Here is a 25,020-nt window from a genome sequence, read left to right as displayed (position 1 = left end):
CCCTCATACGTTCGTGCTTCGTAGTCGGAGTTGCGATCGATGCGTTTGTGCCTTGTTTTGCAGGCCTTTTGTAACGTTCAGCTGTAAGCAGCGTTAACGATTGTTATAGACATAGCTACGCGTTTTCGTTCGTGAGAGGATGCCCGCTCACGTTCTCAACCTCGATGGAGATGACCATGGGCATCCTGAACACGGTAGGTGAAATTGCAGGCGCGGTGGCGGCTGTCGAAGCTGCAGAAAAAGTCGATCCGGATGCGGGTCTGCTGACGAAAGGTCTCGCGGCAGTAGCGGGCTTCAAGGGCGCCGAAGCAGTCGAAGGCCTCGTCGAGAAGAAGGAAGACCAGGCAGACAACAACACGGCTGCACCGGACGCGGACGCGTCGACGACGTAATCCGTAGCGGGTCGGAGCCAATCGCGACATCAATCGCGAAACGATTCCCGAAATACCCCGCAGCAGCACCCAGAACCGACACACCGCCATGCAGGGCCTGCATGGCGGTTTTTCTTTGTCCAGCCGCCCCCGCCACCCGCCATTCCCCGTACCAATCCTCAGACGATTTTTTCGAATCACCTTGACGCAGCGCGCCGCGACTTCCTAGAGTGGGTACAACCAGTGCGGGCACAGCCCGAAGGAGCCGGCGATGACAGATCTCCTCGATCGGGCGCGCGCCGCGCTGCATGCACAGCCGTTCAGCGTGCTGCTCGGCGCGGAACTGATGCACGTCGGCACCGAAGAACTCACGCTCTGCCTGCCGATCCGCGACGAGCTGAAGCAGCAGCACGGATTCGTCCACGGCGGCGTCCTCAGCTATCTCGCGGATAACGCGCTGACCTTCGCGGGAGCGCTCGCGCTCGGCCCGCGGGTCGTCACCGGCGAATACAAGATCAACTATCTGCGGCCGGCCGTGCGCGGCATGCTGCTTGCGCGAGCCCGCGTGATCTACGCGGGCCGCCATCACGCGACCTGCCAGTGCAACCTGTTCGTGCTGGATGATCGGGAGGAACGGCTCATCGCGGTCGCGCAGGGAACGATCAACCGGATCGGCGACGGCACCGAAACGAGCGCGCCGGGCTGGGCACCGACGAAGGGCGACGGCGAAGGGGAGTCGTAGCGGCGGGTCGTAGTGAATAAGCGCACAACGAAAAACGGGCCGCTCACACGAGCGGCCCGTTCCACATACACGTCTATCAACTACGCAAACGCTTATTCCGCCGCGTACGTCGTCTGCTGCTGCTCGCCCAGGCCTTCGATGCCGAGACGGATCGTCTGACCCGGCTTCAGGTACACGGGCGCGGGCTTCACGCCCATGCCGACGCCCGGGGGCGTGCCGGTCGAGATCACGTCGCCGGGTTGCAGGCTCATACATTGCGACAGATACGACACGAGCTTCGCAACGCCGAACACCATCGTCTTCGTGCTGCCGTTCTGGTAGCGGTGGCCGTCCACTTCAAGCCACAGGCCGAGGTTCTGCGGATCGGGTACTTCGTCGCGCGTAACGACCCACGGACCGATCGGGCCGAACGTATCGAAACCCTTGCCCTTGTCCCACTGACCCGCGCGCTCGATCTGCCATTCGCGTTCGGACACGTCGTTGATCACGCAGTAGCCCGCGACGTAATCGAGTGCGTTCGCTTCGTCGACGTACTTCGCCGGCTTGCCGATCACCACGCCCAGTTCGACTTCCCAGTCGGTCTTCTTCGAACCGCGCGGAATTTCGACGTTGTCGTTCGGACCGGTGATCGCGCTCGTCCACTTGTTGAACACGACGGGTTCGCTCGGCACTGGCAGATTCGATTCGGCCGCGTGGTCCGCGTAGTTCAGACCGATACAGACGAACTTGCCGATCTTGCCGACACACGGCCCGAGACGCGGATTACCTTCGACGACCGGCAGCGATGCCGGGTCGAGCGCGCGCAGCTTCGCGAGACTCGCATCGGTCAGCGCGTCGCCGTCGATATCGCCCACCACCTTCGACAGATCCCGGATCTTGCCCTGCGCATCGAGCAGGCCCGGCTTTTCCTGACCTTTCGGTCCATAACGAAGCAGCTTCATCGTGACACTTCCTCTTTATCCAATGACCTTCGAACAAGAAAACAAATGCGTGGCGGGCTAGTTCGACCAGCCGCCGTCGATCACATGCGCATGGCCCGTCGTGAACCCCGATTCGTCGGAGGCGAGATACAGCGCGAGCGCTGCGATCTCTTCCGGCTTGCCGACGCGACCCATCGGCTGGCGCGCGACGAACGCGGCCTGCACGGTGTCGACCGACGCGTTCTGCGCGGCCGCCTGCTCGGCGATCCGCTGTTCGAGCGACGGCGACGACACGGTGCCCGGGCAAATCGCGTTACAGCGTACACCACGCGCAACGAAGTCCGCAGCAACGGCCTTCGTCAATCCGATCACGGCCGCCTTCGACGCGCCGTACACGAAGCGGTTCGGCACACCCTTCACGCTCGATGCCGCCGACGACATGTTGATGATCGAACCACCGCCCTTCTCGAGCATGCCCGGCAAAAACGCGCGGATGGTGCGGTACATCGCCTTCGCGTTCAGATCGAACGCGAAGTCCCAGTCTTCTTCGCTCGCCTCGAGAATCGAGCCTGCGTGCACGTAGCCCGCGCAGTTGAACAGCACGTCGATCGGGCCCAGCTCGGCGGCGAGCGCGGTAATTGCCGCGCCGTCGCGCACGTCGAGCTTGCGCGCTTCGACCGGCTTGCCGGCGAGCGCATCGATGCGGATGTCGGTGGCGATCACGCGCGCGCCTTCCCGCGCGAACAGTTCCGCCGTCGCGAGACCGATGCCTTGTCCTGCGGCGGTGATCAGGGCCGTCTTCCCGGCCAGTCTTTGTATCATCTACGGCTCCAGTTGAAATGGCATTTGCGTCATACCCGGTATTGCAGCGCGCGCGTCATACGTGTGCCGTTACCGGTTCGAAAGGAAGGCGTTGCTGTCCGCTGTTGCAGCAGGCGGACAGGCATCGCGCAAAGCTTCGCACAAGTGCGCGGTGCGTGACACGCGACGCACAGGGGAAACAGAAAAAGAAACACACGTCTGCATTACAGACGATAGAACGCAGCCGCGTTCGCGCCGAAAATCGCGTCGCGTTGCGAGGCCGGCAGCGCGCGCAGCAACCGGTCGGTTGCCGCGTGCCACTGTGCGTAGTCGCCGTTCAGGTTCAGCACCGGCCAGTCGCTGCCCCACATCAAGCGCTCGGCGCCGAAGCACGCGAGCAGATGATCGACATACGGCTGCAACGTATCGACGGTCCAGTCCGCCGACGCTTCGGTCGCGAGCCCCGACAGCTTGCAGTGCAGGTTCGGCAGACGCGCGAGCCGCGCGATGCCGTCGGCCCACGGTTGCCAGCCGGCACGGCCGTCGCGGATCGGCGGCTTCGCGCCGTGATCGACGACGATGCGCAGCGTCGGAAAGCGCGTCGCGAACGTTTCGAACGGCACGACGTGGCGCGCGAAAATCAATGCGTCGAATGCGAGGTCGTGCGCGAGCAGCGCGTCGATGGCCGGCGCGAGCTCCGGGTTCGCGATCCAGTCGTCGTCGGGGATGTCCTGCAGCATCGGCCGCACGCCCTTGAACTTCGGCTGCGCGGCGAGTTCGCCGATCAGCGCGGGCGTGTCGGGCAGCAGCATCGGCACCCAGCCGACCACACCCGCCACCGACGCTTCGTCGCGTGCGAGTTCGAGCAGATAACGCGTTTCATCGACGGTCGGCGCCGCCTGCACAACAACCGATTTCGCAATGCCCGCGCGTTCGCGCAACGGCGCGAGATCGGCAGGACCGAACGTGCGGTAGAGCGGCGCAAGCGACGGCGTGAGCCAGCCGTAATCGCCGCGTGCGGGGTCCCAGAAATGCTGGTGCGCATCGATCTGCATCGCCACGTTCAGGCCTCCGGCAACGGTGCGCGCGAATCGATCAGCCCTTCATCGCGCAGTGCGCGCCACAGCGCGGCAGGAATCGCGCGTTCGAACGACGCGACGTTCTCGTTCAGTTCGTCAGCATTGCGCGCGCCAGTCAGCACCGTGACGACCGCCGGATGCGCGTACGGAAACTGCAACGCAGCGGCCGCGAGCGGCACATCGTGCGCGCGACACACGGCTTCGAGCCGCCCAACGCGCTCGATGATCTCGGGCGGCGCCTCACCATAGTTGAACTTCAGATCGCCCTGCACGCCACGCGCGAGGATCCCCGAATTGAACGCACCGCCGAGCAGGATGCCGACGTTGCGCGCGGTGCAGGCAGGCAGCAGATCGTCGAGCGTCGCCTGTTCGAGCAGCGTATAGCGGCCCGCGAGCAACGCGCAGTCGATGTCGAATTCAGCAAGCGCGTCGAGAATCACCGCGCCTTCGTTGACGCCGAGACCCACTGCCTTTACCGCGCCCGCCGAGCGCAGTTCGTCGAGCGCGCGAAAGCCGCCGCCCGTGGTCAGCTGATTCCAGTAGTGCGGATTGCGATCGCCGTGCGTGACGTGGCCGATGTCGTGAATCAGCAGGATGTCGATATCGACGATGCCGAGCCGCTGCTGACTGTCTTCGAACGAGCGCAGGATGCCGTCGTGCGTGTAGTCGTAGTGCGCTTCGAACGGCAGCGGGTTCTGCCAGCCTTCGCTGCCGTCGTACGGTGTGGTGCGCGGCACGAAGCGTCGTCCGGCTTTCGTCGACAGCACGTAGTCGCTGCGCGGATAGCGGCGCAGCGCATGACCCAGCCGATGCTCGGCCTTCGTGTGACCGTAGTGCGGCGCGGTGTCGAAGTAACGCACGCCGACGTCCCACGCGGCGTCGACGGCGGCTTGCGCTTCATCGTCGGACAGGTCGCGATACAGCCCGCCGAGCGGCGCGGTGCCAAGACTGAGTCCCGTCACCTGCAACCCGCGTGTGCCGATGCTGCGTCGTTGCGCGACGCGCGACGAGCCCGCCGGTCGAACTCCTTCTGTCATGCCGTTGTCTCCATCATGAAACGGTAACGGCCAGCCTCGTGGCCGGCCGTGGCGTACGTTGCGCTCGGTTCCGTGTGCTTATTGTCGCGTGTTCGGCGCGACGGCTCAATGCAAGCCGCTCAATGCGGTGCAATCTCCACGACGCGATGTCCACCGCGCGGCGCCGCGCTCGACGGCAAGCACGCAGGACCAACGGGCTCGAACGTCTTGTACGTGAGAATAAATTCCTGGTGCCCAAGCGATTCGGATTTCGACGCCGCACCCTGCGCGACCGCGACGGTCTGATCGAACACCTCGCGACCCACTTCGTCGAGCGTGCCGCGCCCTTCGAGAATCCGCCCCGCGTCGACGTCCATGTCACCGGACAGGTTGCGGTACGTCGCCGGATTCGCGCACACCTTGATCACCGGCGAGATCGCCGAGCCGACCACCGAGCCGCGCCCGGTCGTGAACAGAATCACATGCGCGCCGCACGCGATCAGCTCGCCGATCTCCGCGTTGTCGCTGATGTTCGGAAAGCCGAAGCGTGGTTCGCCGTCGGGCACGACATCGAGCAGATAGAGGCCGCCGGTCGGCGGAACGTCGCCGGGCTTCACGATGCCGACGATCGGCGATGCGCCGCTCTTCGCATACGCGCCGAGCGATTTCTCTTCCTGCGTCGTGAGCCCGCCATCCGCGTTGCCGACCGCGAAGCTGCCGTGTCCGAGAATCGAGTAATAACGCGCCGCCTTCGCAACAGACGCGACGATCTCGTCGCCGAGTTCGGGCCGCGCTGCACGCGTCTTCATGTGAAATTCGCAGCCGACCAGTTCGCCGGTTTCCTCGAAGATGCAGGTCGCGCCCTCGTCGATGAACTGATCGAATGCGCGGCCGACGGCCGGATTCGCAGTAATCCCGCTGGTGCTGTCCGAGCCGCCGCAGATCGTACCGATCACCAGTTCGCCGAGCGCCATCGGCACGCGCGGCTGTGCCGCGAGTTGCCGCCGCGCATCGCGCACCCAGTCGACACCGTACTGGATCGTGCTGCGCGTGCCGCCTTTCTCCTGAATGGTCAGCACCTCGACGGGCCGGCCGCTCGCGCGCACGGCATCGACGAGGAAGTGTTTGTTCATGCTCTCGCAGCCGAGCGACACGAACAGCACCGCGCCGACGTTCGGATGCGTCGCGAGCTGCTGCATCATCTTTTCCGCGTAGCTGTTCGGATAGCAGCCGGGAAAACCGATCAGATGCACAGGCGGCTCGCGGTCGGCGGCGGGTGCATCGAATGCGTCGAGCGGTTCGCGGAACTCCGCGACGATCTCGCGCGCGACGTGATGCGCGCATTCGACAAGATAAGCCACCGCGACGACGTTGCGGATGCCCTTGCGCCCGTCGCTGCGCAGCCAGCCCTGCAGCACGGGTTCGGCAGCAGGCGTTGCTACGGATGTTTCGGTCATGATCGTTCCAGCACGGCGCGTGGCCGCTTCAGTAATGCACGTTCAGTGATGCACGAACTCGTGGCCCGCATCGTGCGTATAGGTGGGCAGATAGTCGCTCTCGAGGTTGTGCGTGTGCAGATGCTCGCCGCGCGCGACCGGTCCCGTCACGTGGCCGATCACCGCGCCGTAGCGCAGCACTTTGTCGTCTTTCGACAGCGCGTGGCGCGCGACCTTGTGACCGAGATCGATGGTCTTCGCGAGCGTCACGCGTTCGCCTTCGATGTCGAGCGCCGTGCCCGCTTCGAGCCGCGCCCCTGCGATCAGGCAGTTGTCCTGCGGGCTCAGCAGGATCAGGCGCGGGTCGGTGTTCGATGAACTGCTCAAAGGATTCTCCGGGTATTCGTTGCTGTCTTCAGTTCTGACCTTCGCCGCTCGCGAGCCGGGCCACCATCAGCGAGCCGAGAATGATCGCGCCGTAGATCGCCTGAATCCAGAACGACGGCACCTGCGCGAGCGTCAGCAGGTTCTGCACGACGCCGAGCAGCAGCACGCCGGTCAGCGCGCCGAGCATCGTGCCCTTGCCGCCGTCGAGTGAAATCCCGCCGATCACCGCCGCCGCGAACACCGTGAAGATCATCCCGTTGCCCTGGTTCGCGTTGATCGCGCCGACGTAGCCGGTCACGACCAGTCCGCCGAGCGACGCGAGCATGCTGCCGAGTACGAACACGCCCCACGTGATGCGCTCCACGCGAATCCCCGCTGCGCGTGCCGCTTCCGGATTGCCGCCGATCGCGTACAGCGCTCGGCCGAGCCGGTGATAGCGCAGCATGAACGCCGCGATCGCGAACGCAACAGCCGCGAGCCACACCGACAACGGCAGGCCGAACACGATCGTGGTCGCGAGTTCGAAGAACGACGGCGGCATGTCGAACAGCGTGCCGCCCTTCGTCGCGCCGACCAGCATCCCGCGCAGCACGATCAGCATCGCGAGCGTCACGATGAACGCGTTGAGCCGCAGCCGCACGACGAGAAAGCCGTTGATGAAACCGATCACCGCGCCGACCACGACGATCGCGAGCAGGCCCGCGGCCGCCGGCCATTGCAACCCGAAGCCGGCGGACGCCGCCGGCATCACGAGCATCGCGCCGATCGCCGGTGCAATGCCGACCGTCGATTCGAGCGACAGGTCGAACTTGCCGGTCAGCACGATCAGCGATTCGGCGAGCACGACGAGCGCAAGCGCCGCCGACGCGCCGAGCACGCTGATCAGATTCGCCTTCGTCAGGAAATTCGGATTCACGAACGCGCCGATCACGATCAGCAGGATCAGCGCGGGCACTAGCGCGAGATCGCGCAAGCGGGCGAATTCGATACGCGGACGCGCACGCCCCGCCGCCTGGGCAGCTTGCCCTTGCCCGGCCGCGAACGCGGGACTAGGCACACTATTCTTCATGGAGACTGACTCCTTCAACGGATGCAATCAGGTCGTGGTCTTGCCAGCCTGCAGGAAATTCGGCCGCGACGCGGCCACGGAACATCACGAGCACGCGATCGCAGGTACGCAGATCGTCGAGTTCGCCCGATACGACGAGCACCGCCTTGCCCTCTTCGCGCACGCGATGCACGACGGCAAGCAACGCCTCTTTCGACTTCACGTCGACACCGGCGGTTGGGTCGATCAGCACGAGCACGTCGGGATCGGTGGCGAGTGCACGAGCCATCACGACCTTCTGCTGATTGCCGCCCGACAACCCCGACACGACGTGGTCAGGCCCAGGTGCAACGATGCCGAGCGCGTCGATCATCTTGCGGCCGAACGCGTTCTTCTTCGCGGGCGGCGCGATGCCGAAGCGGCCGAGCATCCGCGCAATCGTCATCGAGGCGTTTTCCGCGACCGACTGCGTGAGCACGAGCCCTTCGTGATGGCGATCCTTCGGCACGCAACCGATGCCGTGCGCGAGCGCGGCGGGCACATCGCCCGGCGGCAGCGTCTTGCCGCCGACGCGGATCGCACCGCGCTGCGATTTGCGCAACCCGGCGATCGCTTCGGCGACGCTGGTGCGGCCGCTGCTCGTCGCGCCCGTGAGCCCGACGACTTCGCCGCGCTTCAATGTGAACGACACGTCTTCGTAATCGGAGCCGCACAGTGCGTCGAGCTGAAGCGCGACCGGCGTATCGGCGGGCAGCGCATCGCGATCGGCCGCATCGGCAACCGCGAGGCCGCCGCGTTCGCCGGTCATCGCTTCGATCAGCTGCTCGCGCGGCAACGCCGACACGGGCGCGCTGACGATATGCCGCGCGTCGCGCAGCACGGTCACCGCCTGGCAGATCTCGTAGACCTCCTGCAGATGGTGCGAAATGAACAGGAACGTGACGCCTTCGCGCTGCAGCTCGGTGATACGGCGAAACAGCCGCTTGATTTCGTCGCCATCGAGCTGCGCGGTCGGTTCGTCGAGGATGATGAAGCGCGCGCCGTACGACAGCGCCCGCGCGATCTCGACCAGCTGACGCGCTTCGACAGTCAGGTCACCGGCGCGCGCATCTTCGCGCACGTCGATCTTCCAGTGATCGAGCAGCGTGCGCGCATCGCGGCGCATCGTGTGCCAGTCGATCATCCCGTGCCGGCGCGGCTGGCGGTTGATGAACAGATTCTCCGCGACCGTGAGGTCGCGGATGATCGTCGAATGCTGATAGACGCATGCCACGCGCTCGCGCCATGCGTCGCGGTCCGCGATCGCGGGCGCCGGCGTGCCGGCGAAACGCACCTCGCCGTCGTCGGGCTTGCGTAGGCCCGTGAGAATCGACACCAGCGTCGACTTGCCCGCGCCGTTACGCCCGACGAGCGCATGCGACTCGCCGGGCATCACGCGGATGCTCACGTCCTTCAGCGCGGCCGTCGAGCCGAAGCGCTTCGTCACACCCAGCGCTTCGACCACCGCGACCGGTTCGCGGACTGACTCGTTCATTTGACGGTATTGCCCCAGAGGTTCTTGTCGTCGACGTTCGCCTTGGTGACGAGCGGCGCCGGCAACTGGTCTTCGAGCACGCCCGGCGACAGTTGAACAATCGTGCTGTCGTGATCGGTCGGACCCGGCTTGAACGTCTTCCCTTCGAGCGCGGCCTTGATGTAATAGAGGCCATACTTCGCGTACAGATCGGCGGGCTGCGAAATGGTCGCGTCGATGTCGCCACGGCGGATCGCGTCGTATTCCTGCGGGATGCCGTCGTTACTGACGATCACGATGTGCTTCGCGTTGCCGACCGGAAACAGCATCTGCTTGCGACGCAGCGTTTGCAACGTCGGCGACAGGTACACGCCGCCCGCCTGCATGTAGATCGCCTTCACGTCCGGGTTCGCGGTGAGCAGGCTGTCGAGCGCGGTCGCGGCGACGTCGCCTTTCCATGCGGCCGGAATTTCGAGCAGCGACAGGTTCGGGTAATTCTTCAGACATGCGCGGAACGCTTCCGAGCGGTCGCGGCCATTCACCGATGCGAGGTCGCCCATGATCTGCACGACCTTGCCCGACTTCACATGCTCGCCGATGTACTTGCACGCGTTCGAGCCGTACGCACGGTTGTCGGCACGCACCACCATTGCCACCTTGCCCTGCGTCGGCGCAACGTCCACCGCGACGACCTTCACGCCCTTCGCGGCGGCGCTATCGAGCGCGCGGCTGATCGCGGCCGAATCGATCGGTCCGACGACGATGCCCTTCGCGCCGAGATTCACCATGTTGTTCATGTCGGTGATCTGCTGCGCCGGATCGTTGTTCGAGTTCACCGGTGCGAGGATGTCGATGCCCATCTGCTTCGCGTACTTCGGCAGATAGTTGTTGTACGACTCCCAGAACGGCGACGTGAGTAGCGGCAGGCCGAGGCCGACCTTGCCGACGTCGGCGGCGTGCGCGACGCTGCTCATCGCGAGGCTCGCGACGCAGGCAGCAGCGAACGCGGCCGGAACGGCAGCGCGGAGTATCGAGCGACGGGCCGCGCGCGGCCCTTTGGGGAACGTCATGTCTTGTCTCCTTTGTAGATCGTAGTCAGCCTTGGGCTTTGACTGCGATCCCATCCCAGATGGTTGTGGGACCTGCGTTGTTGAACTGCCTGGACCGGTCGCGAAGAGTGCCCCGGCACATCGTCCTGCGCTTTCTTGTATATTGGTGAGCGACGATTCACCAATGAACGTATTATTCATATGCGGACTTTTTGAAGTCAAGCAAAGTGCGCGGCAGGACCGTCGGTATTTTCCCTGGCCGCCAGTCGACAGGGGTATCGACCCTCTGCGGCGTGCGACGCTCTACACTCTCGCGCCATGTCCATGAAAAAAACTGCACAAGACCTACGGCCCAGGATGGAAGCGGAAGAAAAAGACGATGCCGACCGTTACCGCGCGCCCGCGCTCGATAAAGGTCTGGATATTCTCGAACTGCTCGCCGAGCAGAAGGATGGACTGACGCGCGCGGAAATCACGAAGCTGCTGAACCGCAATGCGAGCGAGATGTACCGGATGCTCGAACGGCTGGTCGCGCGGCAGTATGTCGTGCGGTCGGCGGGGGGCGACCGCTATTCGCTGAGTCTGAAGCTGTATGCGCTCGCGCATCGTCATCCGCCGACGCACCGGCTGATCTCCGAAGCGCTGCCGCACATGCATCGCTTCGCCGATGCGGCCGAGCAGTCGTGTCACCTGGTGGTCTACGATCGCGGCAATCTGCTGGTGATCGCGCAGGTCGACGGACCGGGTACGTGGGGGATGTCGGTGCGGCTCGGCTCGCGTGTCGGGTTGATCGATACGGGCTCGGGTCGCGTGATGCTCGCGTTTCAGAGCGAAGAGCAGCGCCAGCACATGCTCGCCGAACATACGAAGGTGAAGGGCGAGGTAACCGTCGATCACGGTGCGCTCGAAACCGCGTGCGCGAAGATCCGTGCGGCCGGTTTTCTGCAGAAGGACAGCCAGCAGATTTTCGGTGTGACCGATCTGACGTTTCCGATTCTCGGTCCGTCGGGTCAGGCGATCGCGGTGCTGACCTGTCCGTATCTGCGACGGATCGACGAATACGCGGCGCCGACGCTTGAAGCGGCGACGGTGTTGCTGCGCGAGATGATCGAGGGGTTGTCGATGTTTCGTGAGCAGGACGCGTAGCGTTTTACGTTCTCACGCTACGCGCGCCGCTCAATGCGGCGGCAATTCCCGCACGTCCGCGGTCGGCACGCTGCCGAACGCATCGCTCAACGCATAGTCGATCAACTGACGCGCTGCATCGTCCGGCGTCGCGAGCTTGCCGCTGCGCTTCATTTCGTCGAACCGCTCGCGCAGCGGGAAATGCTCAGTGTCCGTGCTGCGAATCGCAGCCTGCATATCCGTATCGACGACGCCCGGTGCGACGCTACAAATGCGCAGAGCGCGATTCGCGTCGAGCGCTGCGGCGCGCGCGTGATGATCGAGCGCGGCCTTCGTCGCGCAGTAGACGCTCCAGCCGGGATACGCGTTGCGCGCGGCACCGCTCGAGATGTGCACGATGCGCCGGTCGGTCGCATCGGCACTCGCGGCCATGAGCGCGCTCGCGAGCATCAGCGGCGCGGCAACATTCAGACTCACCGCGCGCGCGATGGCCGCGACGTCCTGAGTCTCGATCGGCCCGACCGGCTCGACGACGCCCGCGTTGTTGAACAGCACGACCCGCTGCGCGCCGCCGACAAAACGCTTCAATGCATCGCTCGCGAGCCATTGCGCGGTCGCGACCAGATCGGCGAGATCGAGCGTCACTTCTTCGTACAGGCCCGCGTGGCCGGCGGCAAGCGCCGCGTTACCGCGACGGGCAACACCCAGCACCGCGATGCCGCGTTCGAGCAGTTGCGCAGCGAGCGCAGCACCGACGCCGCGTGTGTGTCCGGTGACGATTGCGCGTGTTGAAGAAGGAGAAGAGTTCGAAGAGGTCATGGCGATTCCGCGAGAAAGGGGTGTGAGGCGAGCGCGTGCAATAGGTGCTCAACGCAGCCGCTCGAAAGAGAACGGTGTCATTGTCGTCGATGCGCGGCGGGCGTGCATGGGTTCGCTCAAACGCAGCCGAACGACGAATTTGTGCAGCACGCCGCTGCATGATTGGAATGTGCGCGTCATGACGTTAGAATAGCGGCCCTTCCGAAACGCACACACGCCGCACGTGCGCGTTTCTTCCCGTTCCCTCTCGACACCGTCATGGCGAAACTTCTGACCGATACCGAATTCCAGCGCTTTTCCGATCTTCAGCAGAAGCAGGCAAGCTTCACGATCAGTGCCGAAGAAGCCGATGAACTACGCGACATCGTCGCGCGTGCGCAGCAGAAGCGCGACGACCGCGCCACCGCGATGCAGGCGATCGAAACGCACATCGCGCAATTCGACATCACGCCCGACGAGCTGTTCTCGCCGGAACAGATCGGCGACGCCGCGCGCACCTACGGCCTGATCCCCGCGACGAAGAAAGAGCGCGTGCTGCCGCCGTCGATCACGTTCAACGGCAAGCCGTATCAGTGGACCCGCAATCTGCCCGACGAAGTCCGCGATCCGCTGTTCGACGCGTTCAAGGCGGGACAGTCGGTGAAGGGCTTCATCGCGACGCCGAAGGACGCTGCGCGCTGCGCCGCGACGATCGCGCGACTCGAGCGCGAAACGGGTGCCGTGTATGCGGACGCGTGGCTCGAAGAACTCGCGGTGTCGCGCGGCCAGATCGACGAGGCTGCCGCAAAACTCGCGGCCTGACCGCTATGTAAACCGCTTCAGCGTGGCGCGGATGATTCGAGCGCCATTCTGAAGCCGACGACGCCCGGATCTTCGGTCGTCGTCATCGTGAAGCCGCAGCGCTTCGCGAGCGCGATCATCGCGGTGTTCTCGCGCAGCACCTCGCCGACCAGCCAGCGCGTGCCGCGCGAGCGCACGTACGCGATGATCCGCTCCATCAACAGTCGCCCGAGTCCGTTGCCCTTCAGGTCGGAACGGATCGCGAGCGCGAACTCGGCGGTATCGTTGTCCGGATCGGCAATTGCGCGTACGACGCCGAGCGTGCGCGGCGCGCCGTTCTCGCCGGCGACGGTCGCGATGAAAGCCATCTCCCGGTCGTAATCGATCTGCGTCATCCGCGCGAGCTGCGAATGATCGAACGTGCCGACCGCGCCGAAGAAGCGCAGCCGCAGATCGTCTTGCGTCATCGCGCCGACGAAGTCGCGATGCGCAGTCTCGTCTTCCGGCCTGATCGGCCGCACGGTCACGCGCAGGTCGTGCCAGTCCAGCGTTTCTTCGAAGCGTCGCGGGTACGGCATGATCGCGAGCCGGCTGCGCGTCGTGGCGAGACGCACTAGCGGCTCGACGAGTTGCACGCGATCCTTCAACACGCGCAGCGTCAACGTCAGGCCAACGATCTCGCGAATGTCGCAGACCGCCTGCGACAGCGCGGTCAATGCCGCGAGCGTCGGTTCCGGCGCGACCTGGCGCGCGTACGGCGAAGTCGCGGCGATGTCGCGTGCGAGTGTGGGGTTCAGCGGTGGCAATCCGTAGACACGCATCGGCGCCGCGACGTCATCCGGCGACGGGGTCGTGAAGTGGAACACGGGGCCGAAATTCTCGTCGTCGTGGAGTTCGATCGCGATGTCGACGACGGCTTTGTTGTTCGTCTCAGACGATGCCGCCGCGACCGTCAGTCCGAAATGCGCGAAGAGCCGCGCGGCCGCCTCGCCGCGTAATTCGTTCACGCCTCGTGCGAGCGCATCGCGCGCTTCGGCCTGAGCGGCATCGATCGACGCGGGAACTTCGGCTGGCGCGCTTTCGGGTGTCTGCATCAACAGTTCGCGGCCGAGCCGATAATCGACGAGCCGTGCGAACGCGCGCGCGAGGCGCTGCGGTGTCGTGTGCACCGGAATGCCCTGCGCGTGCAGCGCATCGCGTGTCGCTGCATCGACGCCGCCGAAGAAACACGCGAGCAACCCACGGTACGCGTAACGCTGATGTTCGATCAGCACGCGCGCGACGTCGGCTGCGGGCGCGCTGTGCGTCGATGCATGCACGACGAACGCGGTGCCGCTCGCGCGATGATCGGCGAGCGCGCGCAGCGCCGCACCGAAATGCTCGGGCCGCGCGATGTCGCCGAGCACCAGCGGATTGCCGGATGCGACATGAGGCAGCGTTTGCGCGAGTGCATCGGCGGTGGACAGTGGCCAGTGCGCGAGCGTGTCACCTGCGGCGGCGAACGCATCGCACGCAAGCGTCGCGACACCGCGATCGCTGGCGATCAGCGTCGCGCTGTCGCTCGCGGCGACACGGCCCACGCCGAGCGTTTCGATTTCGTCGAGCAGATCGTCGAGCGCGTCGACGCGCACCATGCCGGCACGCCGGAACGCTGCGGTGTACAACGCGTCGTCGGGATCGGCGCGGCCCGAGCGCAGCGCGAGCACCGGCTTGTTGCGCGCAGCCGCGCGTGCCGCCGACATGAACTTGCGCGCCGAGCGCACCGCGTCGAGTTCGAGCAGGATCGCGCGGGTGCCGGGATCGCTCGCGAGATAGTCGAGCACGTCGCCCGCATCGACGTCGGCCTCGCCGCCGAGTGCAACCGCATGCGAGAAACCGAGCCCACGCGCATGCGCCCAGCCGAGCACCGCATTGGTCAGCGCATTCGATTGCGACACCCACGCGACGCCGCCCGCCGCGACCGTGCACGACGGCGCGCCGAGATGCGCGCGCAGCGCGGGCGTGATCACACCGAGGCTGCCCGGCCCGACGATCCGCAGCAGATGCGGCCGCGCGGCCGCGAGCGCGTCCTGCACGGCCTGACGGTCCGCGTCGCTACGCGCCTCGCCGACGATGATCGCCGCGCGCGTACCGATCCGGCCCAGCCCGTGCACGATGCCGGGCCACGTCGCGGGTGGCGTGCAGAGGAGCGCGACGGTCGGCGCTTCGGGCAGGTCGGCGGTATTGGCCGCGACCGGATGGCCGTCGAGTGTGTCGAGCTTTGGATTGACGGGCCACAGCGGTCCGGGAAAACCGCCTTGCAGCAGCCGCGACCAGACCATCGCGCCGACGCTGCCGGGCCGCTGCGAAGCGCCGATCACAGCGACGGAGTGCGGACGGAAGAGTGCGTCGAGGTTGCGGACAGTCACGGGGGGGCCTGGTGTCGGAGGGCGTGCGGTGGGGCGGGTGCTAGTCGCCGGGCGCGTATGTCGACAGGATAGGCGAAGTCGGAGAGCGAAGGGAGGGACGTGTAGCGCGGAGCCGATGGACGGCCTTGTGGTCGTATCGTCGCCCGAAATCTGGGAAGCCTGATCGACGTCTTAACGATGAACGTGCGGATGTTCCGTAGCGACGACAGCGAAATCCGATGTGCGCGACTCACCTGCCTTTCTGTAGTCGCAACACCGCTTCAATCATGCAGCCGACGCTCAATCGCCGGCCCTATCGTCAGATCCCGAAACAACACCTCGAAACCCTCCCGCTGCGGCGAGCAACACATCACGCCTACATCGACGCTGGCCGTCGGCGGCAAATACGCGAGGCGCACCATCTGCCACTGGCTGTCCGATTCACGCAGGTATTGCACGCGCACCGCTTCGGCGTGTCTCGTCACGCGCAAACGCAGTTCACCGGACGCAGCCGTCAGACGTTGCATCGACCAGTCGGAGTGGTCGTTCGTGACGACGACCGACATACACACCTCGCCATCGGAAAACTCGGTCCCGGCTTTTATCCAGTCAGCCTCGCTCACGCGGATCATCAAGCCGGCCTGGTCGTATAGCGCTTCATAGCGACCGATGACGGTGACCTCCGCAGAAAAATCTCCGGACACCGTGACGTAACCGAAATGACCGTTGTCGCGCCAGAAGTCGTAGAACGTCCCGCGCCAGAAGTCGGTTCGATCGCCGGTCTTGACCCACAGGTCTCCCGATCGAAGTTCGGACGATGCCGGGGCGTTAAGCCATTTGAGTTCTTTGAACGTCGTCATGTCGCACCTTGTCCTGCTTGAGCCGGTATCCGGTCAGTGTAAATGACGGACGTACTCGTAACGAGAGACGCCGATGCGCACGTAGGGTGCCGCGGCTATCGCGACGGCGCAGATCACAAATCACGGACTTACGTGTAGCCGCGCCACGATTGCCAGGGCGGATGCATCAAAGTTCTTGCGACCGACCGAGGTCTGCGCCGAAGCGGTAGGATTTTTTCTGATGCGATTGTCCGTAGACGACCCTTCTTGGCCGGTCAGCCGGTTGCGGGCCGAGCGTCGAGTTCCAAAGTTCCACGGTCACTCGCGAGTGATATCGTTGCCGACGGGCTTTCGGCCTTCGAACGCGGTGGAGGCCCTCGCTTAGTAAGAAATATCGCACATTGTCGTCGGTCGCCTAATTGTCATTCATGGGCGAGTCAAAAAATGGCTGAGAGATCAATCATGCAGGATGACTGGGGGGCAGATGCTTAGACACATGTTTTCGATAACTTCAGACTGCCAATTACCAGGTCGTCCAATCCGTCGGCGTCGAGGTGCTGTCTAGAACGACCAGTTGAATCTTCCGAGAACCAGCGTAACCACGGGCGAAAGTTACGGCACTAGGATAGTCCGGCAAGATACGGAGCGATCGTTTCAGCGTGGGCGCGGGCGGCGGCAGTTGCTCTTTTCGCACGATGAAGCGATCTGCTGATCCGGGCTTCGGGGCCACGAACACCAATTGGACGTCCGTGTGCTTCATTGCGGGGCGATTGTCTTTGTTGGGTCCGAGCTTATCGTTGAAAAGCCGCTGCGCATGGGAGAGCAATAGGTCAAATCCTATGCAAATCGCCAACGCTGAACGCAACGAGCCTTCCAAATCCGGATGCAAGACGCTCGCCGTAAGAGCATGCGCAGAATCGTGTCTGCGCTCCTTGATGGTAACAAATTCGCTTTCGCAATCCAGAGTTCCGACGCCCAACCTCCTACTAAGTTCGGTAATTTGCGCCCACGGACTGTACACACCAAATGCTCTCAAAATGTCGGCAACGTCGTCCTCGACAAGATTCGAAGCGGCTTGGCCAAAGGAATACGTTGATAGCTGAGCAAGATTGCTCGTCGCGGACGCAACGGGGGCCAGTGCCCCGACGAGCCAATTTATTTTGTCCGGTGTTGGCTGTAGCTTGAGACGGAAACGAATACCGTCTAACGCCCCGATGGTAGTGGCCTTTTGTAAAGAAGGAAGTAGGTCGGAAAACGCCAGATGAGGATTGGAGAAGGATCGAAGCAATTCTCCAGTTCGCTCTCTGATGAATGACTCCATTGTCGCAAAGACTAACACCGCCAAGCCTTGTCGAAGCATGCTTGCGCGTAGATTGTGCTCGACCGTCAAAGCCGTGTCGATCAGCGCGGCGTCCTTTAAGCAGTCCCCGAGAACGGTCAATGTTGCAAGCAACGAGTTTTTCGCGCTCATGCTAGGCAATATTCTTCAACGCTTCTTTCATTGTGTCGATACGATACAGCACCTTACTGGGTGTGTTCGTAGATACTCGGATCGCGTCAACGAAACGATCATCCTTGAAAAGCTTCAAGGTCTCTTTTCGAACCGTCGTTGTTTTGGTGCAAAGCGCGTTGTACCGCGCTTCGCTTAATTCGGATGCAGTTATCATCTGCGCATCGAACATCGCTGACATGAACTGGTCACGATACGCAGCTCCCTGATGTCGTTTGAATGCATCGTCTCCCCATAGATGTTCGCAACGCGCAAGAGCAGTCTCAAATTTCTTCTTAGCTGCCGAGATCTTTTGCTTACTGATGTCACGGTTCGCCGCCGCGAACGCATCCAACGAGTAACGCATGTTTCCGCTAAAGTCCGACCAGTTCAAACTCAAACTTAGAAAACGCAAAACCGCTTCTACATCTTGCATTTCCTTATATGGTGTCTCTTTCATCGACACAATCTTCAACTGCCGATGAAGGAACGGTGCATCCGCCAATTCAAAAAGCAGGTCGTTCAACGATCCTCGGTAAAGCGCGTTACGAATTTCTTGGGGCAAAAGAGGTTCGCCACCAGTGTTCAGTCGAGTGAACACTTCGTATTTGAGTTCGGGATCCGTTTGTTTTAAGAGCGTAACGACTCGCACGTATGGCCGAATCGTCAGAGCGTTGTAAAGTTCCGGCGGCAGGTTTGAGAACTTGAGCCCGTTGACCTCCGGGAATTTATGAAGACCCTCTAGGGCAAACTGGTCGAAAAGAAATCGATGAATTGTCGTGATGCGTTGCTTACCGTCAATGACCGAATAAGTGCCAAAGTCATCTTCCGCTAGGTAGACAGGTGGAATGGGAACATTGATCAAGAATGACTCGATCAGTTCTGCTTGTGCAAGCGGTTTCCATCGCTCGCGCCGCTGGTATTTCGGCGAAACATCAATCGCTTTGCTCTGCACCATTTGCGCGATCGTTTGCAGAGAAAGGTCGGAAGCCTGAAGAACCAGTGCGTTTTGCGCTGCCTCGAACTTCTGGACAATTTTTGTTAGGTTGCTCATGGGCCTCCAGTGGAGAAAGTGCCAGATCTTTGCGGATTTTAGCATTGCAGATCGCTAGACACTTCAGCCGCCGGCCAGCTTGTTCGCCTGCTTTTGGCGAAGTCTCCGGAGGTGGCATCAGGCCTCGCACGCGACGTGAGCCAGTGACACGACGCCGGCTCTCGGTGATCGAATGACCGCTTGCGAACAGGAACTGCCTCCCGAATGTCATGGCGTCGCCGCCAACAAACGTCGCTTGTTGGCCGGGAACCGCCGCACGACAGCGGGCGTAGGGCCGTCGCACATACTTCGGCGCCCTACTACCCCCATCAAGTCCTAAACACCGCAATCGCCGCCCGCAACGTATGCGCCTGATCTTCTAACGAAGCCGCCGCAGCCGTAGCCTGCTCGACAAGCGCAGCATTCTGCTGCGTAACCTGATCCATCTGCGCGACCGCAAGATTGACCTGATCGATGCCGCTGCTCTGCTCAGCCGCCGCCGACGCAATCTCGCCCATGATCGAACTCACCCGCGTAATCGCGCCGACGATTTCCTGCATCGTCGAGCCCGAACGCTCGACGAGGTTCGCACCGGTTTCGACACGCGTCGTTGACGTGTCGATCAGTTCCTTGATCTCCTTCGCCGCCGTCGCGCTACGCTGCGCGAGCGTACGAACTTCGCTCGCGACCACAGCAAAGCCGCGACCCTGCTCGCCAGCGCGCGCGGCTTCGACCGCCGCGTTCAACGCGAGGATGTTAGTCTGAAACGCGATGCCCTCGATCACGCCGACGATATCGGCAATCTGCTTCGAGTCGTCGACGATGTGCTGCATCGTCCCGACCACTTCGCGCGTGAGTTCGCCACCGCGCGCGGCGAGGCCCGACGCATCGTGTGCAAGCGAGCTGGCCTGCAACGCGTTTTCTGCGGTCTGCTTGACGGTCGAGGTCAGCTGTTCGATGCTCGCGGCGGTTTCCTCGAGCGACGCGGCCTGCTCCTCGGTACGCTGCGACAGATCGGCGTTGCCCGATGCAATCTCGCTCACGCCGGTATCGATCGACTCGGTGCCGTCGCGCACCGCGCTGACCGTCGTGATCAACGACGCCTGCATCTTCTGCAGCGCCGCCGACAGCTTGCCCATCTCGTTGTTGCTTCTGACCACGACGCGTTCGGTCAGATCGCCGCCCGCAATACGCTGAAACTGCAGGATCGCCGCATCGACCGGATGCACGATCGCGCGCATCAGCCCCGCGCGCGCGAGCCATCCGCCGAGCAGCGCGAGCACCATCCCGACGACCACCGCGATACTCACCGCGACGAAGCGGTCCTGCGCGGCCTGGTACTGCTGCGCGCCGTGATCGATCTGCCGCTTCTCCAGCGCGAGCATCGCCTTCTCATAGCCGTTGTAGAGCGACGGCAGCTTGTGCGCCTGGATTTCCTCGAAGCCGTTCCGGTCGCCCGATTTCAGCGCGGCCAGCGCAAGATCGACGCCGTCGTGCAGAAACGTATTGCGCTTGTCCTGCATGTCCTTGATGAGGCGCCGGCCCTCGTCGTCCCAACCGGCAATCGACACATAGTGATCAAGTCGATCGTTCGAAATCTTCAGATACTGGTCGAAGCGGCCGAGCACGGCCTTCGCGCCGTCGTTGTCGTTCAGATCGATCAGCGACGCATAGGTCGCAAGCGCGAGCCGCAGACGCAGCAACTGGCCCGCACTCCCTTCGAGATCGGCGACGGCCGGCGTGTTGACGGTGTACATCTGTTGCAGCGATGCATTGCCGGCGCGAATCGACAGCAGCCCGACAGCGGCGCCGATCACCAGCACGACGCCGAAGAACGCGACGATCAGGCTCAGGCTCGCGCGAATTGACAGCTTGCTCAGCATTTTTAATGTCCCTCCAGTTGGCAAGCACGACGCCGGCGCGTGTACTCCCCGCGGTTTTACGCAACGGTCGGGCATGCGAAGGAATACATCTGCCGGTGGAATCGTTCTTTTTCCGCGCCCGTTTAATATCTACGGCAGCGATGGGCAGAACTTTATGGCGATGGGGTGTTTTGTCGGACGAAATGCCCGCGGATGTGCAGTACAACTGGATTTAAGGCGTGCAGGCTTCCGCCGCAGGGGCCGGTTCCAGGCAGCCGGAGCCAGCCTGCTTACGCTGCCTGCTGCCGAAGATTCAATGTCTTCGGCGATGGCGTGACAGGCTTCCCGGTGCGGCACGACCGTCGGCCCTGTTTCGCGGTCATCGCTTCGCAGACGCGATCATCAGGGGTACGTCGCATGGAATTTACCCGGCGTGTCGCTTCAGGTTCTCCACCAGGCGTCGACATGCCGACGAGATCATCGGCAACACGCGATATTCGCCGGCTTTCTTCGTGTCCCAATGCGTGAATGCCAGCGCCCGAAGCCGGGAAATCTCCTTCTGCAGGACATCTCCCGGAACATCCGACGTGGCCGGCATGTCGGACCTTCCCGCGGCTAGAGCCGACATGACCTCCGATCGGGCATAACCGCACTCGCAGAACACCTGCGCGACTTCGTCCTCGATACTTTCGTAAAAGCGCGCCTCTGCTTTCGGGAACACTGAACCTGCCAGCCTGGCATCGCAGAACGCCAACCCGTCGATGCCCTCGAGCGACAACGCATGCACGACTTGAGCACGGTAATCCTCGCTGTTGAGCTTGTTGATGCAGATGGTTTCAGACGTGTGTCGCTCGCACTCGATGAATGAGTAAAGCCACATACCGAAGAACGCAAGGTAGCTCTCTCGCGAACCTATTGGATGACTGCGGTAAAAGCCAACCTCCCGGTTGACGGACCGTCCCCGGAAGCAGTGGATGTTCGCGAGCGTCCGGATTTTCATCAGCACTTCCGGCAACCGGAACGCGTTATAGGTTGCCTGGGTAGCGGCATCGAAGTAGTCGGACACTTTGTATGACCACCACTGACCGCGCGGCTCTCGCCAGAGATGAATATGAACGCCGCCGAATTCCCGCTTGAGTGCTTCGATGCGTCCTGCGCTTCGGCAGAACTGCAGCAACGGTCGTTTAGGCGCTGCGTCGATCAAGGTAGCGAAATAGTCCCTTTGATCATCCGGAAGCGTGGGACCCGTGAAATAGTCTTCGTAGCTAAAGGCTTTTCTGAACAGCCCTTTTAGACGATCGCGAATACAGTAACTCTCGTAAAAGTAAGGGGCGGTAAGTGTGGGATGTCTTAGTAGACGGCTGTCGTAGCCGGGAGATTTCATGAACCCGTCTGGATTTCTGTCCAGATCGATGAGGGCTTCGTTGCATGGTTCCTGATAACAATAAAAGTTATCCGTGGACCGAAATTTGTGGAACAGGTAAGTGCTGCCCGATCTGAATAACGAGTGTATGAATATCGGGGATATCGTTGGCGCTGTCTCTTGCATAAATCATCCCAAGCCGTGCAATGGCATACGTTTCGCCCATGCCGGCGAGGACCGGCATGACGTGACGCCAATGGCCGAAATGCTAATGGATGAAGCGCCGCCACGGTCTTCAAGAGCCCCGTTCTTGCAAGGCGCCGTAATACTTCAACAGCACCGGCGAGGATCAAATGGCGAAGAGCCGTTTATTCAGTGGGGTCATGCGCGTAAGCAACGGTAATACGATGTCGACGTTTTACACTCTGATTGATCGTCCGACTGCCTCCGGTAAAGTGGCGTAAATATTTCGACTCCGGCTGTAACACACCGGCAGGCGTAGCCCACTAAACTATCTGCCGGCCGCGGAGGTTAAATGAATCTGCCAATCGACAGCACGCAACACATTTACCCTCATGCTTCTGCAGTGAGTGCGACGGACCGCGCCGGGTCGCTGCGACAAACGCCCGGCATCGTCTGGTTCACGGGTCTATCCGGAGCCGGAAAGTCCACCATCGCGAGCGCCGTGGAACTGCAGCTCCACAGAAATGGCAAGCACACTTTCCTGCTGGATGGCGACACGCTGCGCGGCGGATTATGTCGGGATCTCGGCTTTTCCGATGAGCACCGACACGAAAACATCCGGCGCGCAAGCGAAGTCAGTCGACTGATGGCGGATGCCGGTCTGCTGGTGCTGGTCTGTGCGATCGCCCCCTTCGCTGCCGACCGGCAACTGGCACGAGCGATTGCCGGACCTCATCGATTCATCGAAGTACACGTGCACGTACCCGTCGCCATTGCAGAGCGACGCGATCCCAAAGGGCTTTACAAGCTGGCTAGACTGGGAGCGATCAAGAATTTCACGGGTATCGATTCCCCTTATGAGGAACCGGCCACGCCCGACATACGCATCGATACCACTCAATGTTCGGTAGCCAACGCAGCCGCGCTGGTCATGCGCCAGCTTGGTCAGCCTTGAGTGGATCTTTCACAGGACACCGGCCGCGACTCCATCGGAGGCGGCCCGGCGGTGATAAAAAGACAAGCCGCGTTACAGCGCCTTCTTGAACGGCGCGCCCGAGTGCTCGCGCAGTTCGTTGAACACGATCTTCGGCCATGCCTTCTGCGCGACTTCGATTTCCGATACGTGCGACGCGAGATACGTCGGCGCATTCGATGCATCGAGCGCGATCCGCGCCGCGTACGAATCGGTGAAGCGGCGCAGTTCGGCGGCATCGTCGCAGGTGACCCAGCGCGACATCCGATAACGCGCGGGCATGATCCGCACGTCGACCTTGTACTCGGCCGACAAGCGGTGCGACACGACTTCGAACTGCAGCTGACCGACCGCGCCGAGAATCATCGCGCCGCCGACCACCGGCCGGAACACCTGGATCGCGCCTTCTTCGCCGAGCTGCTTCAGCGCTTCGCCGAGCTGCTTCGCGCGCATCGGATCGACGACTTCGATAGTCTGAAAAATTTCCGGCGCGAAGAACGGCAGGCCGACGAACTGCAGGTCTTCGCCTTCGGTCAGCGTATCGCCGAGACTCAGCGTGCCGTGATTCGGAATACCGATGATGTCGCCGGGGTACGCCTCGGCTACCGTCTCGCGACGCTGCGACAGGAAGCTCACCACGTTGTTCGCGCGGAACATCTTGCCCGAGCGCGTGACCTTCAATGCCATCCCGCGCTCGAAGTGCCCCGAGCACACGCGAATGAACGCGACGCGGTCGCGGTGCGCGAGGTCCATGTTGGCCTGCACCTTGAACACGACGCCGGTGAATTTGGGCTCGTTCGGTTCGACCGCGCGCTGCACGGTCATCCGCGCGGACGGCGGCGGTGCGAGGTCGACGAGTGCGTCGAGAATTTCCTTCACGCCGAAGTTGTTGATCGCCGAGCCGAACAGCACCGGCGACTGCTGGCCCGCGAGAAACGCGTCGCGGTCGAACGTCGGCGTCGCGCCGGTGATCAGGTCGATTTCTTCCTTGGCCTTGATCCACGGATGACCAAAACGCGCTTCGCCCGCTTCGTCGCTCAAGCCCTGCAGCGTTTCGACCGCACCGCCTGCGGTGTCCTGCCCCGCGCGGAACACACGCACCTGGTCGCGCTGGATGTCGTACACGCCCTGGAACTGTTTGCCCATCCCGATCGGCCACGTGAACGGCACGGCGGCGACGCCCAGATGCTGTTCGATTTCGTCGAGCAGATCGAGCGGTTCGCGCACTTCGCGGTCGAGCTTGTTGATGAACGTGACGATCGGCGTCTTGCGGCTGCGGCACACCTCGAGCAGCTTCAGCGTCTGCGCTTCGACGCCGTTCGCGCCGTCGATCACCATGACCGCCGCATCGACGGCGGTCAGCACGCGGTACGTGTCTTCGGAGAAGTCTTCGTGGCCCGGCGTGTCGAGCAGGTTGATCACGGCGTCGCCGTACTCGAACTGCATCACCGAGCTCGCCACCGAAATGCCGCGCTGCTTTTCGATCTCCATCCAGTCCGACGTCGCGTAGCGGCTGCTCTTTCTGCCCTTCACGGTACCCGCGATCTGGATCGCGCCCGAGAACAGCAGCAGCTTTTCCGTGAGCGTGGTTTTACCCGCATCCGGGTGGGAAATGACCGCGAATGTGCGGCGACGGTTGAGTTCAGAGACTGGCATGGAACGGACTTAACTAGGGATCGGCTGGCGAATCGGATCTGGCCGGACGCACGCGCAGCGGCGGACGCGGCGGCGATGGCTGCGGAAGGGTCCGGGCCGGCCCGCATCGTGCGCGACTCCGTGGTGTGAAACAAGCGCGACGGAAATAG

At 62.9% G+C, this 25,020-nt stretch carries 22 protein-coding genes; 5 read left to right on the top strand and 17 right to left on the bottom strand.

The genetic code is table 11. The annotated features are described in order from the left end of the window. Nucleotides 1-176: 176 nt before the first annotated feature. Together E1748_RS08310 and E1748_RS08305 are read left to right on the top strand one after the other, a co-directional pair. Complete coding sequence (locus E1748_RS08310; RefSeq protein ID WP_133646614.1) at nt 177-392, top strand: hypothetical protein; 216 nt, start codon at nt 177-179, stop codon at nt 390-392. Nucleotides 393-642: 250 nt separating this feature from the next. Further along, the gene (locus E1748_RS08305) at nt 643-1,113 is read left to right on the top strand and encodes a PaaI family thioesterase (RefSeq protein WP_133646613.1); all 471 of its coding nucleotides are present in this window, start codon (nt 643-645) and stop codon (nt 1,111-1,113) included. Between the two features lie 92 nt (nt 1,114-1,205). Here E1748_RS08305 and E1748_RS08300 read toward each other — a convergent pair whose 3' ends face one another. The 9 genes from E1748_RS08300 to E1748_RS08260 all read right to left on the bottom strand — a co-directional run bounded on the left by E1748_RS08300 (nt 1,206) and on the right by E1748_RS08260 (nt 10,287). Further along, nucleotides 1,206-2,054 carry an ureidoglycolate lyase gene (locus tag E1748_RS08300; RefSeq protein ID WP_133646612.1) on the bottom strand — a complete coding sequence of 283 codons (849 nt, stop codon included), beginning with the start codon at nt 2,052-2,054 and terminating at the stop codon, nt 1,206-1,208. 57 nt (nt 2,055-2,111) lie between these two features. Further along, entirely contained in the window at nt 2,112-2,855 is a 744-nt protein-coding gene (locus E1748_RS08295; protein WP_133646611.1) for an SDR family oxidoreductase, read from the bottom strand. Nucleotides 2,856-3,058: 203 nt separating this feature from the next. Further along, on the bottom strand, nt 3,059-3,889 hold the full coding sequence (locus E1748_RS08290; RefSeq protein ID WP_133647300.1) for an amidohydrolase family protein: 831 nt from the start codon (nt 3,887-3,889) through the stop codon (nt 3,059-3,061). 8 nt (nt 3,890-3,897) lie between these two features. Next, on the bottom strand, nt 3,898-4,950 hold the full coding sequence (locus E1748_RS08285) for an aldo/keto reductase (RefSeq protein ID WP_133646610.1): 1,053 nt from the start codon (nt 4,948-4,950) through the stop codon (nt 3,898-3,900). Between the two features lie 119 nt (nt 4,951-5,069). Beyond that, entirely contained in the window at nt 5,070-6,386 is a 1,317-nt protein-coding gene (locus E1748_RS08280; protein WP_133646609.1) for a UxaA family hydrolase, read from the bottom strand. A gap of 42 nt (nt 6,387-6,428) precedes the next feature. Further along, complete coding sequence (locus E1748_RS08275; protein ID WP_133646608.1) at nt 6,429-6,752, bottom strand: UxaA family hydrolase; 324 nt, start codon at nt 6,750-6,752, stop codon at nt 6,429-6,431. A gap of 28 nt (nt 6,753-6,780) precedes the next feature. Continuing rightward, nucleotides 6,781-7,821, bottom strand: a complete 1,041-nt coding sequence (locus tag E1748_RS08270) for an ABC transporter permease (protein ID WP_133646607.1) — start codon at nt 7,819-7,821, stop codon at nt 6,781-6,783. Beyond that, nucleotides 7,811-9,334, bottom strand: coding sequence for a sugar ABC transporter ATP-binding protein (locus E1748_RS08265; protein WP_133646606.1), 1,524 nt, complete (start codon nt 9,332-9,334; stop codon nt 7,811-7,813). The genes E1748_RS08270 and E1748_RS08265 overlap by 11 nt, the downstream gene beginning before the upstream one ends. Continuing rightward, on the bottom strand, nt 9,331-10,287 hold the full coding sequence (locus E1748_RS08260) for a sugar ABC transporter substrate-binding protein (protein ID WP_240766516.1): 957 nt from the start codon (nt 10,285-10,287) through the stop codon (nt 9,331-9,333). The genes E1748_RS08265 and E1748_RS08260 overlap by 4 nt, the downstream gene beginning before the upstream one ends. A 432-nt stretch (nt 10,288-10,719) precedes the next feature. Here E1748_RS08260 and E1748_RS08255 point away from each other — a divergent pair, with 432 nt between their 5' ends. Next, nucleotides 10,720-11,508 (top strand): IclR family transcriptional regulator, encoded by a 789-nt coding sequence (locus tag E1748_RS08255; RefSeq protein WP_133647299.1) that lies wholly within the window; start codon nt 10,720-10,722, stop codon nt 11,506-11,508. A 30-nt stretch (nt 11,509-11,538) separates the two neighbouring features. Here the strand turns inward: E1748_RS08255 and E1748_RS08250 are convergent, their stop codons facing one another. After that, nucleotides 11,539-12,306, bottom strand: a complete 768-nt coding sequence (locus tag E1748_RS08250) for an SDR family oxidoreductase (protein ID WP_133646604.1) — start codon at nt 12,304-12,306, stop codon at nt 11,539-11,541. Nucleotides 12,307-12,564: 258 nt separating this feature from the next. On the opposite strand from E1748_RS08250, the gene E1748_RS08245 reads away from it, so the two are divergent. After that, a complete protein-coding gene (locus E1748_RS08245; protein ID WP_133646603.1) occupies nt 12,565-13,107 on the top strand; it encodes a hypothetical protein in 543 nt (180 codons plus the stop codon). Between the two features lie 17 nt (nt 13,108-13,124). On the opposite strand, the gene E1748_RS08240 is transcribed toward E1748_RS08245, so the two are convergent. The 6 genes from E1748_RS08240 to E1748_RS08215 all read right to left on the bottom strand — a co-directional run bounded on the left by E1748_RS08240 (nt 13,125) and on the right by E1748_RS08215 (nt 22,080). Continuing rightward, nucleotides 13,125-15,494, bottom strand: a complete 2,370-nt coding sequence (locus tag E1748_RS08240; RefSeq protein ID WP_133646602.1) for a bifunctional acetate--CoA ligase family protein/GNAT family N-acetyltransferase — start codon at nt 15,492-15,494, stop codon at nt 13,125-13,127. 260 nt (nt 15,495-15,754) lie between these two features. Then, complete coding sequence (locus E1748_RS08235; protein ID WP_133646601.1) at nt 15,755-16,333, bottom strand: DUF1349 domain-containing protein; 579 nt, start codon at nt 16,331-16,333, stop codon at nt 15,755-15,757. 502 nt (nt 16,334-16,835) lie between these two features. Beyond that, the gene (locus tag E1748_RS08230; protein WP_133646600.1) at nt 16,836-17,783 is read right to left on the bottom strand and encodes a hypothetical protein; all 948 of its coding nucleotides are present in this window, start codon (nt 17,781-17,783) and stop codon (nt 16,836-16,838) included. A gap of 1 nt (nt 17,784) precedes the next feature. Next, on the bottom strand, nt 17,785-18,855 hold the full coding sequence (locus E1748_RS08225) for a DUF262 domain-containing protein (protein ID WP_205965209.1): 1,071 nt from the start codon (nt 18,853-18,855) through the stop codon (nt 17,785-17,787). 308 nt (nt 18,856-19,163) lie between these two features. Next, entirely contained in the window at nt 19,164-20,717 is a 1,554-nt protein-coding gene (locus E1748_RS08220; RefSeq protein WP_133646599.1) for a methyl-accepting chemotaxis protein, read from the bottom strand. A gap of 403 nt (nt 20,718-21,120) precedes the next feature. After that, nucleotides 21,121-22,080 carry a hypothetical protein gene (locus tag E1748_RS08215; RefSeq protein WP_133646598.1) on the bottom strand — a complete coding sequence of 320 codons (960 nt, stop codon included), beginning with the start codon at nt 22,078-22,080 and terminating at the stop codon, nt 21,121-21,123. Between the two features lie 514 nt (nt 22,081-22,594). Between E1748_RS08215 and cysC the strand changes: the two genes are divergently transcribed. Beyond that, the gene (gene cysC, locus E1748_RS08210; RefSeq protein ID WP_133646597.1) at nt 22,595-23,197 is read left to right on the top strand and encodes an adenylyl-sulfate kinase; all 603 of its coding nucleotides are present in this window, start codon (nt 22,595-22,597) and stop codon (nt 23,195-23,197) included. A gap of 72 nt (nt 23,198-23,269) precedes the next feature. Here cysC and E1748_RS08205 read toward each other — a convergent pair whose 3' ends face one another. Further along, nucleotides 23,270-24,871 carry a peptide chain release factor 3 gene (locus E1748_RS08205; protein WP_133646596.1) on the bottom strand — a complete coding sequence of 534 codons (1,602 nt, stop codon included), beginning with the start codon at nt 24,869-24,871 and terminating at the stop codon, nt 23,270-23,272. Nucleotides 24,872-25,020: the final 149 nt, after the last annotated feature.

Source organism: Paraburkholderia flava, assembly GCF_004359985.1.
GTDB lineage: Bacteria > Pseudomonadota > Gammaproteobacteria > Burkholderiales > Burkholderiaceae > Paraburkholderia > Paraburkholderia flava.
The sequence above is the reverse complement of the archived record's forward strand: the minus strand, read 5'-3'. Positions and strand labels throughout refer to the sequence as shown.

Coding starts and splice junctions, on each gene's coding strand:
- E1748_RS08230 (WP_133646600.1), bottom strand. CDS start 17,783: ATGAGCGCGAAAAACTCGTTGCTTGCAACATTGACCGTTCTCGGGGAC.
- E1748_RS08220 (WP_133646599.1), bottom strand. CDS start 20,717: ATGCTGAGCAAGCTGTCAATTCGCGCGAGCCTGAGCCTGATCGTCGCG.
- E1748_RS08310 (WP_133646614.1), top strand. CDS start 177: ATGGGCATCCTGAACACGGTAGGTGAAATTGCAGGCGCGGTGGCGGCT.
- cysC (WP_133646597.1), top strand. CDS start 22,595: ATGAATCTGCCAATCGACAGCACGCAACACATTTACCCTCATGCTTCT.
- E1748_RS08285 (WP_133646610.1), bottom strand. CDS start 4,950: ATGACAGAAGGAGTTCGACCGGCGGGCTCGTCGCGCGTCGCGCAACGA.
- E1748_RS08245 (WP_133646603.1), top strand. CDS start 12,565: ATGGCGAAACTTCTGACCGATACCGAATTCCAGCGCTTTTCCGATCTT.
- E1748_RS08250 (WP_133646604.1), bottom strand. CDS start 12,306: ATGACCTCTTCGAACTCTTCTCCTTCTTCAACACGCGCAATCGTCACC.
- E1748_RS08270 (WP_133646607.1), bottom strand. CDS start 7,821: ATGAAGAATAGTGTGCCTAGTCCCGCGTTCGCGGCCGGGCAAGGGCAA.
- E1748_RS08290 (WP_133647300.1), bottom strand. CDS start 3,889: ATGCAGATCGATGCGCACCAGCATTTCTGGGACCCCGCACGCGGCGAT.
- E1748_RS08280 (WP_133646609.1), bottom strand. CDS start 6,386: ATGACCGAAACATCCGTAGCAACGCCTGCTGCCGAACCCGTGCTGCAG.
- E1748_RS08300 (WP_133646612.1), bottom strand. CDS start 2,054: ATGAAGCTGCTTCGTTATGGACCGAAAGGTCAGGAAAAGCCGGGCCTG.
- E1748_RS08215 (WP_133646598.1), bottom strand. CDS start 22,080: ATGAAATCTCCCGGCTACGACAGCCGTCTACTAAGACATCCCACACTT.
- E1748_RS08265 (WP_133646606.1), bottom strand. CDS start 9,334: ATGAACGAGTCAGTCCGCGAACCGGTCGCGGTGGTCGAAGCGCTGGGT.
- E1748_RS08260 (WP_240766516.1), bottom strand. CDS start 10,287: ATGAGCAGCGTCGCGCACGCCGCCGACGTCGGCAAGGTCGGCCTCGGC.
- E1748_RS08235 (WP_133646601.1), bottom strand. CDS start 16,333: ATGACGACGTTCAAAGAACTCAAATGGCTTAACGCCCCGGCATCGTCC.
- E1748_RS08255 (WP_133647299.1), top strand. CDS start 10,720: ATGGAAGCGGAAGAAAAAGACGATGCCGACCGTTACCGCGCGCCCGCG.
- E1748_RS08205 (WP_133646596.1), bottom strand. CDS start 24,871: ATGCCAGTCTCTGAACTCAACCGTCGCCGCACATTCGCGGTCATTTCC.
- E1748_RS08295 (WP_133646611.1), bottom strand. CDS start 2,855: ATGATACAAAGACTGGCCGGGAAGACGGCCCTGATCACCGCCGCAGGA.
- E1748_RS08225 (WP_205965209.1), bottom strand. CDS start 18,855: ATGAGCAACCTAACAAAAATTGTCCAGAAGTTCGAGGCAGCGCAAAAC.
- E1748_RS08305 (WP_133646613.1), top strand. CDS start 643: ATGACAGATCTCCTCGATCGGGCGCGCGCCGCGCTGCATGCACAGCCG.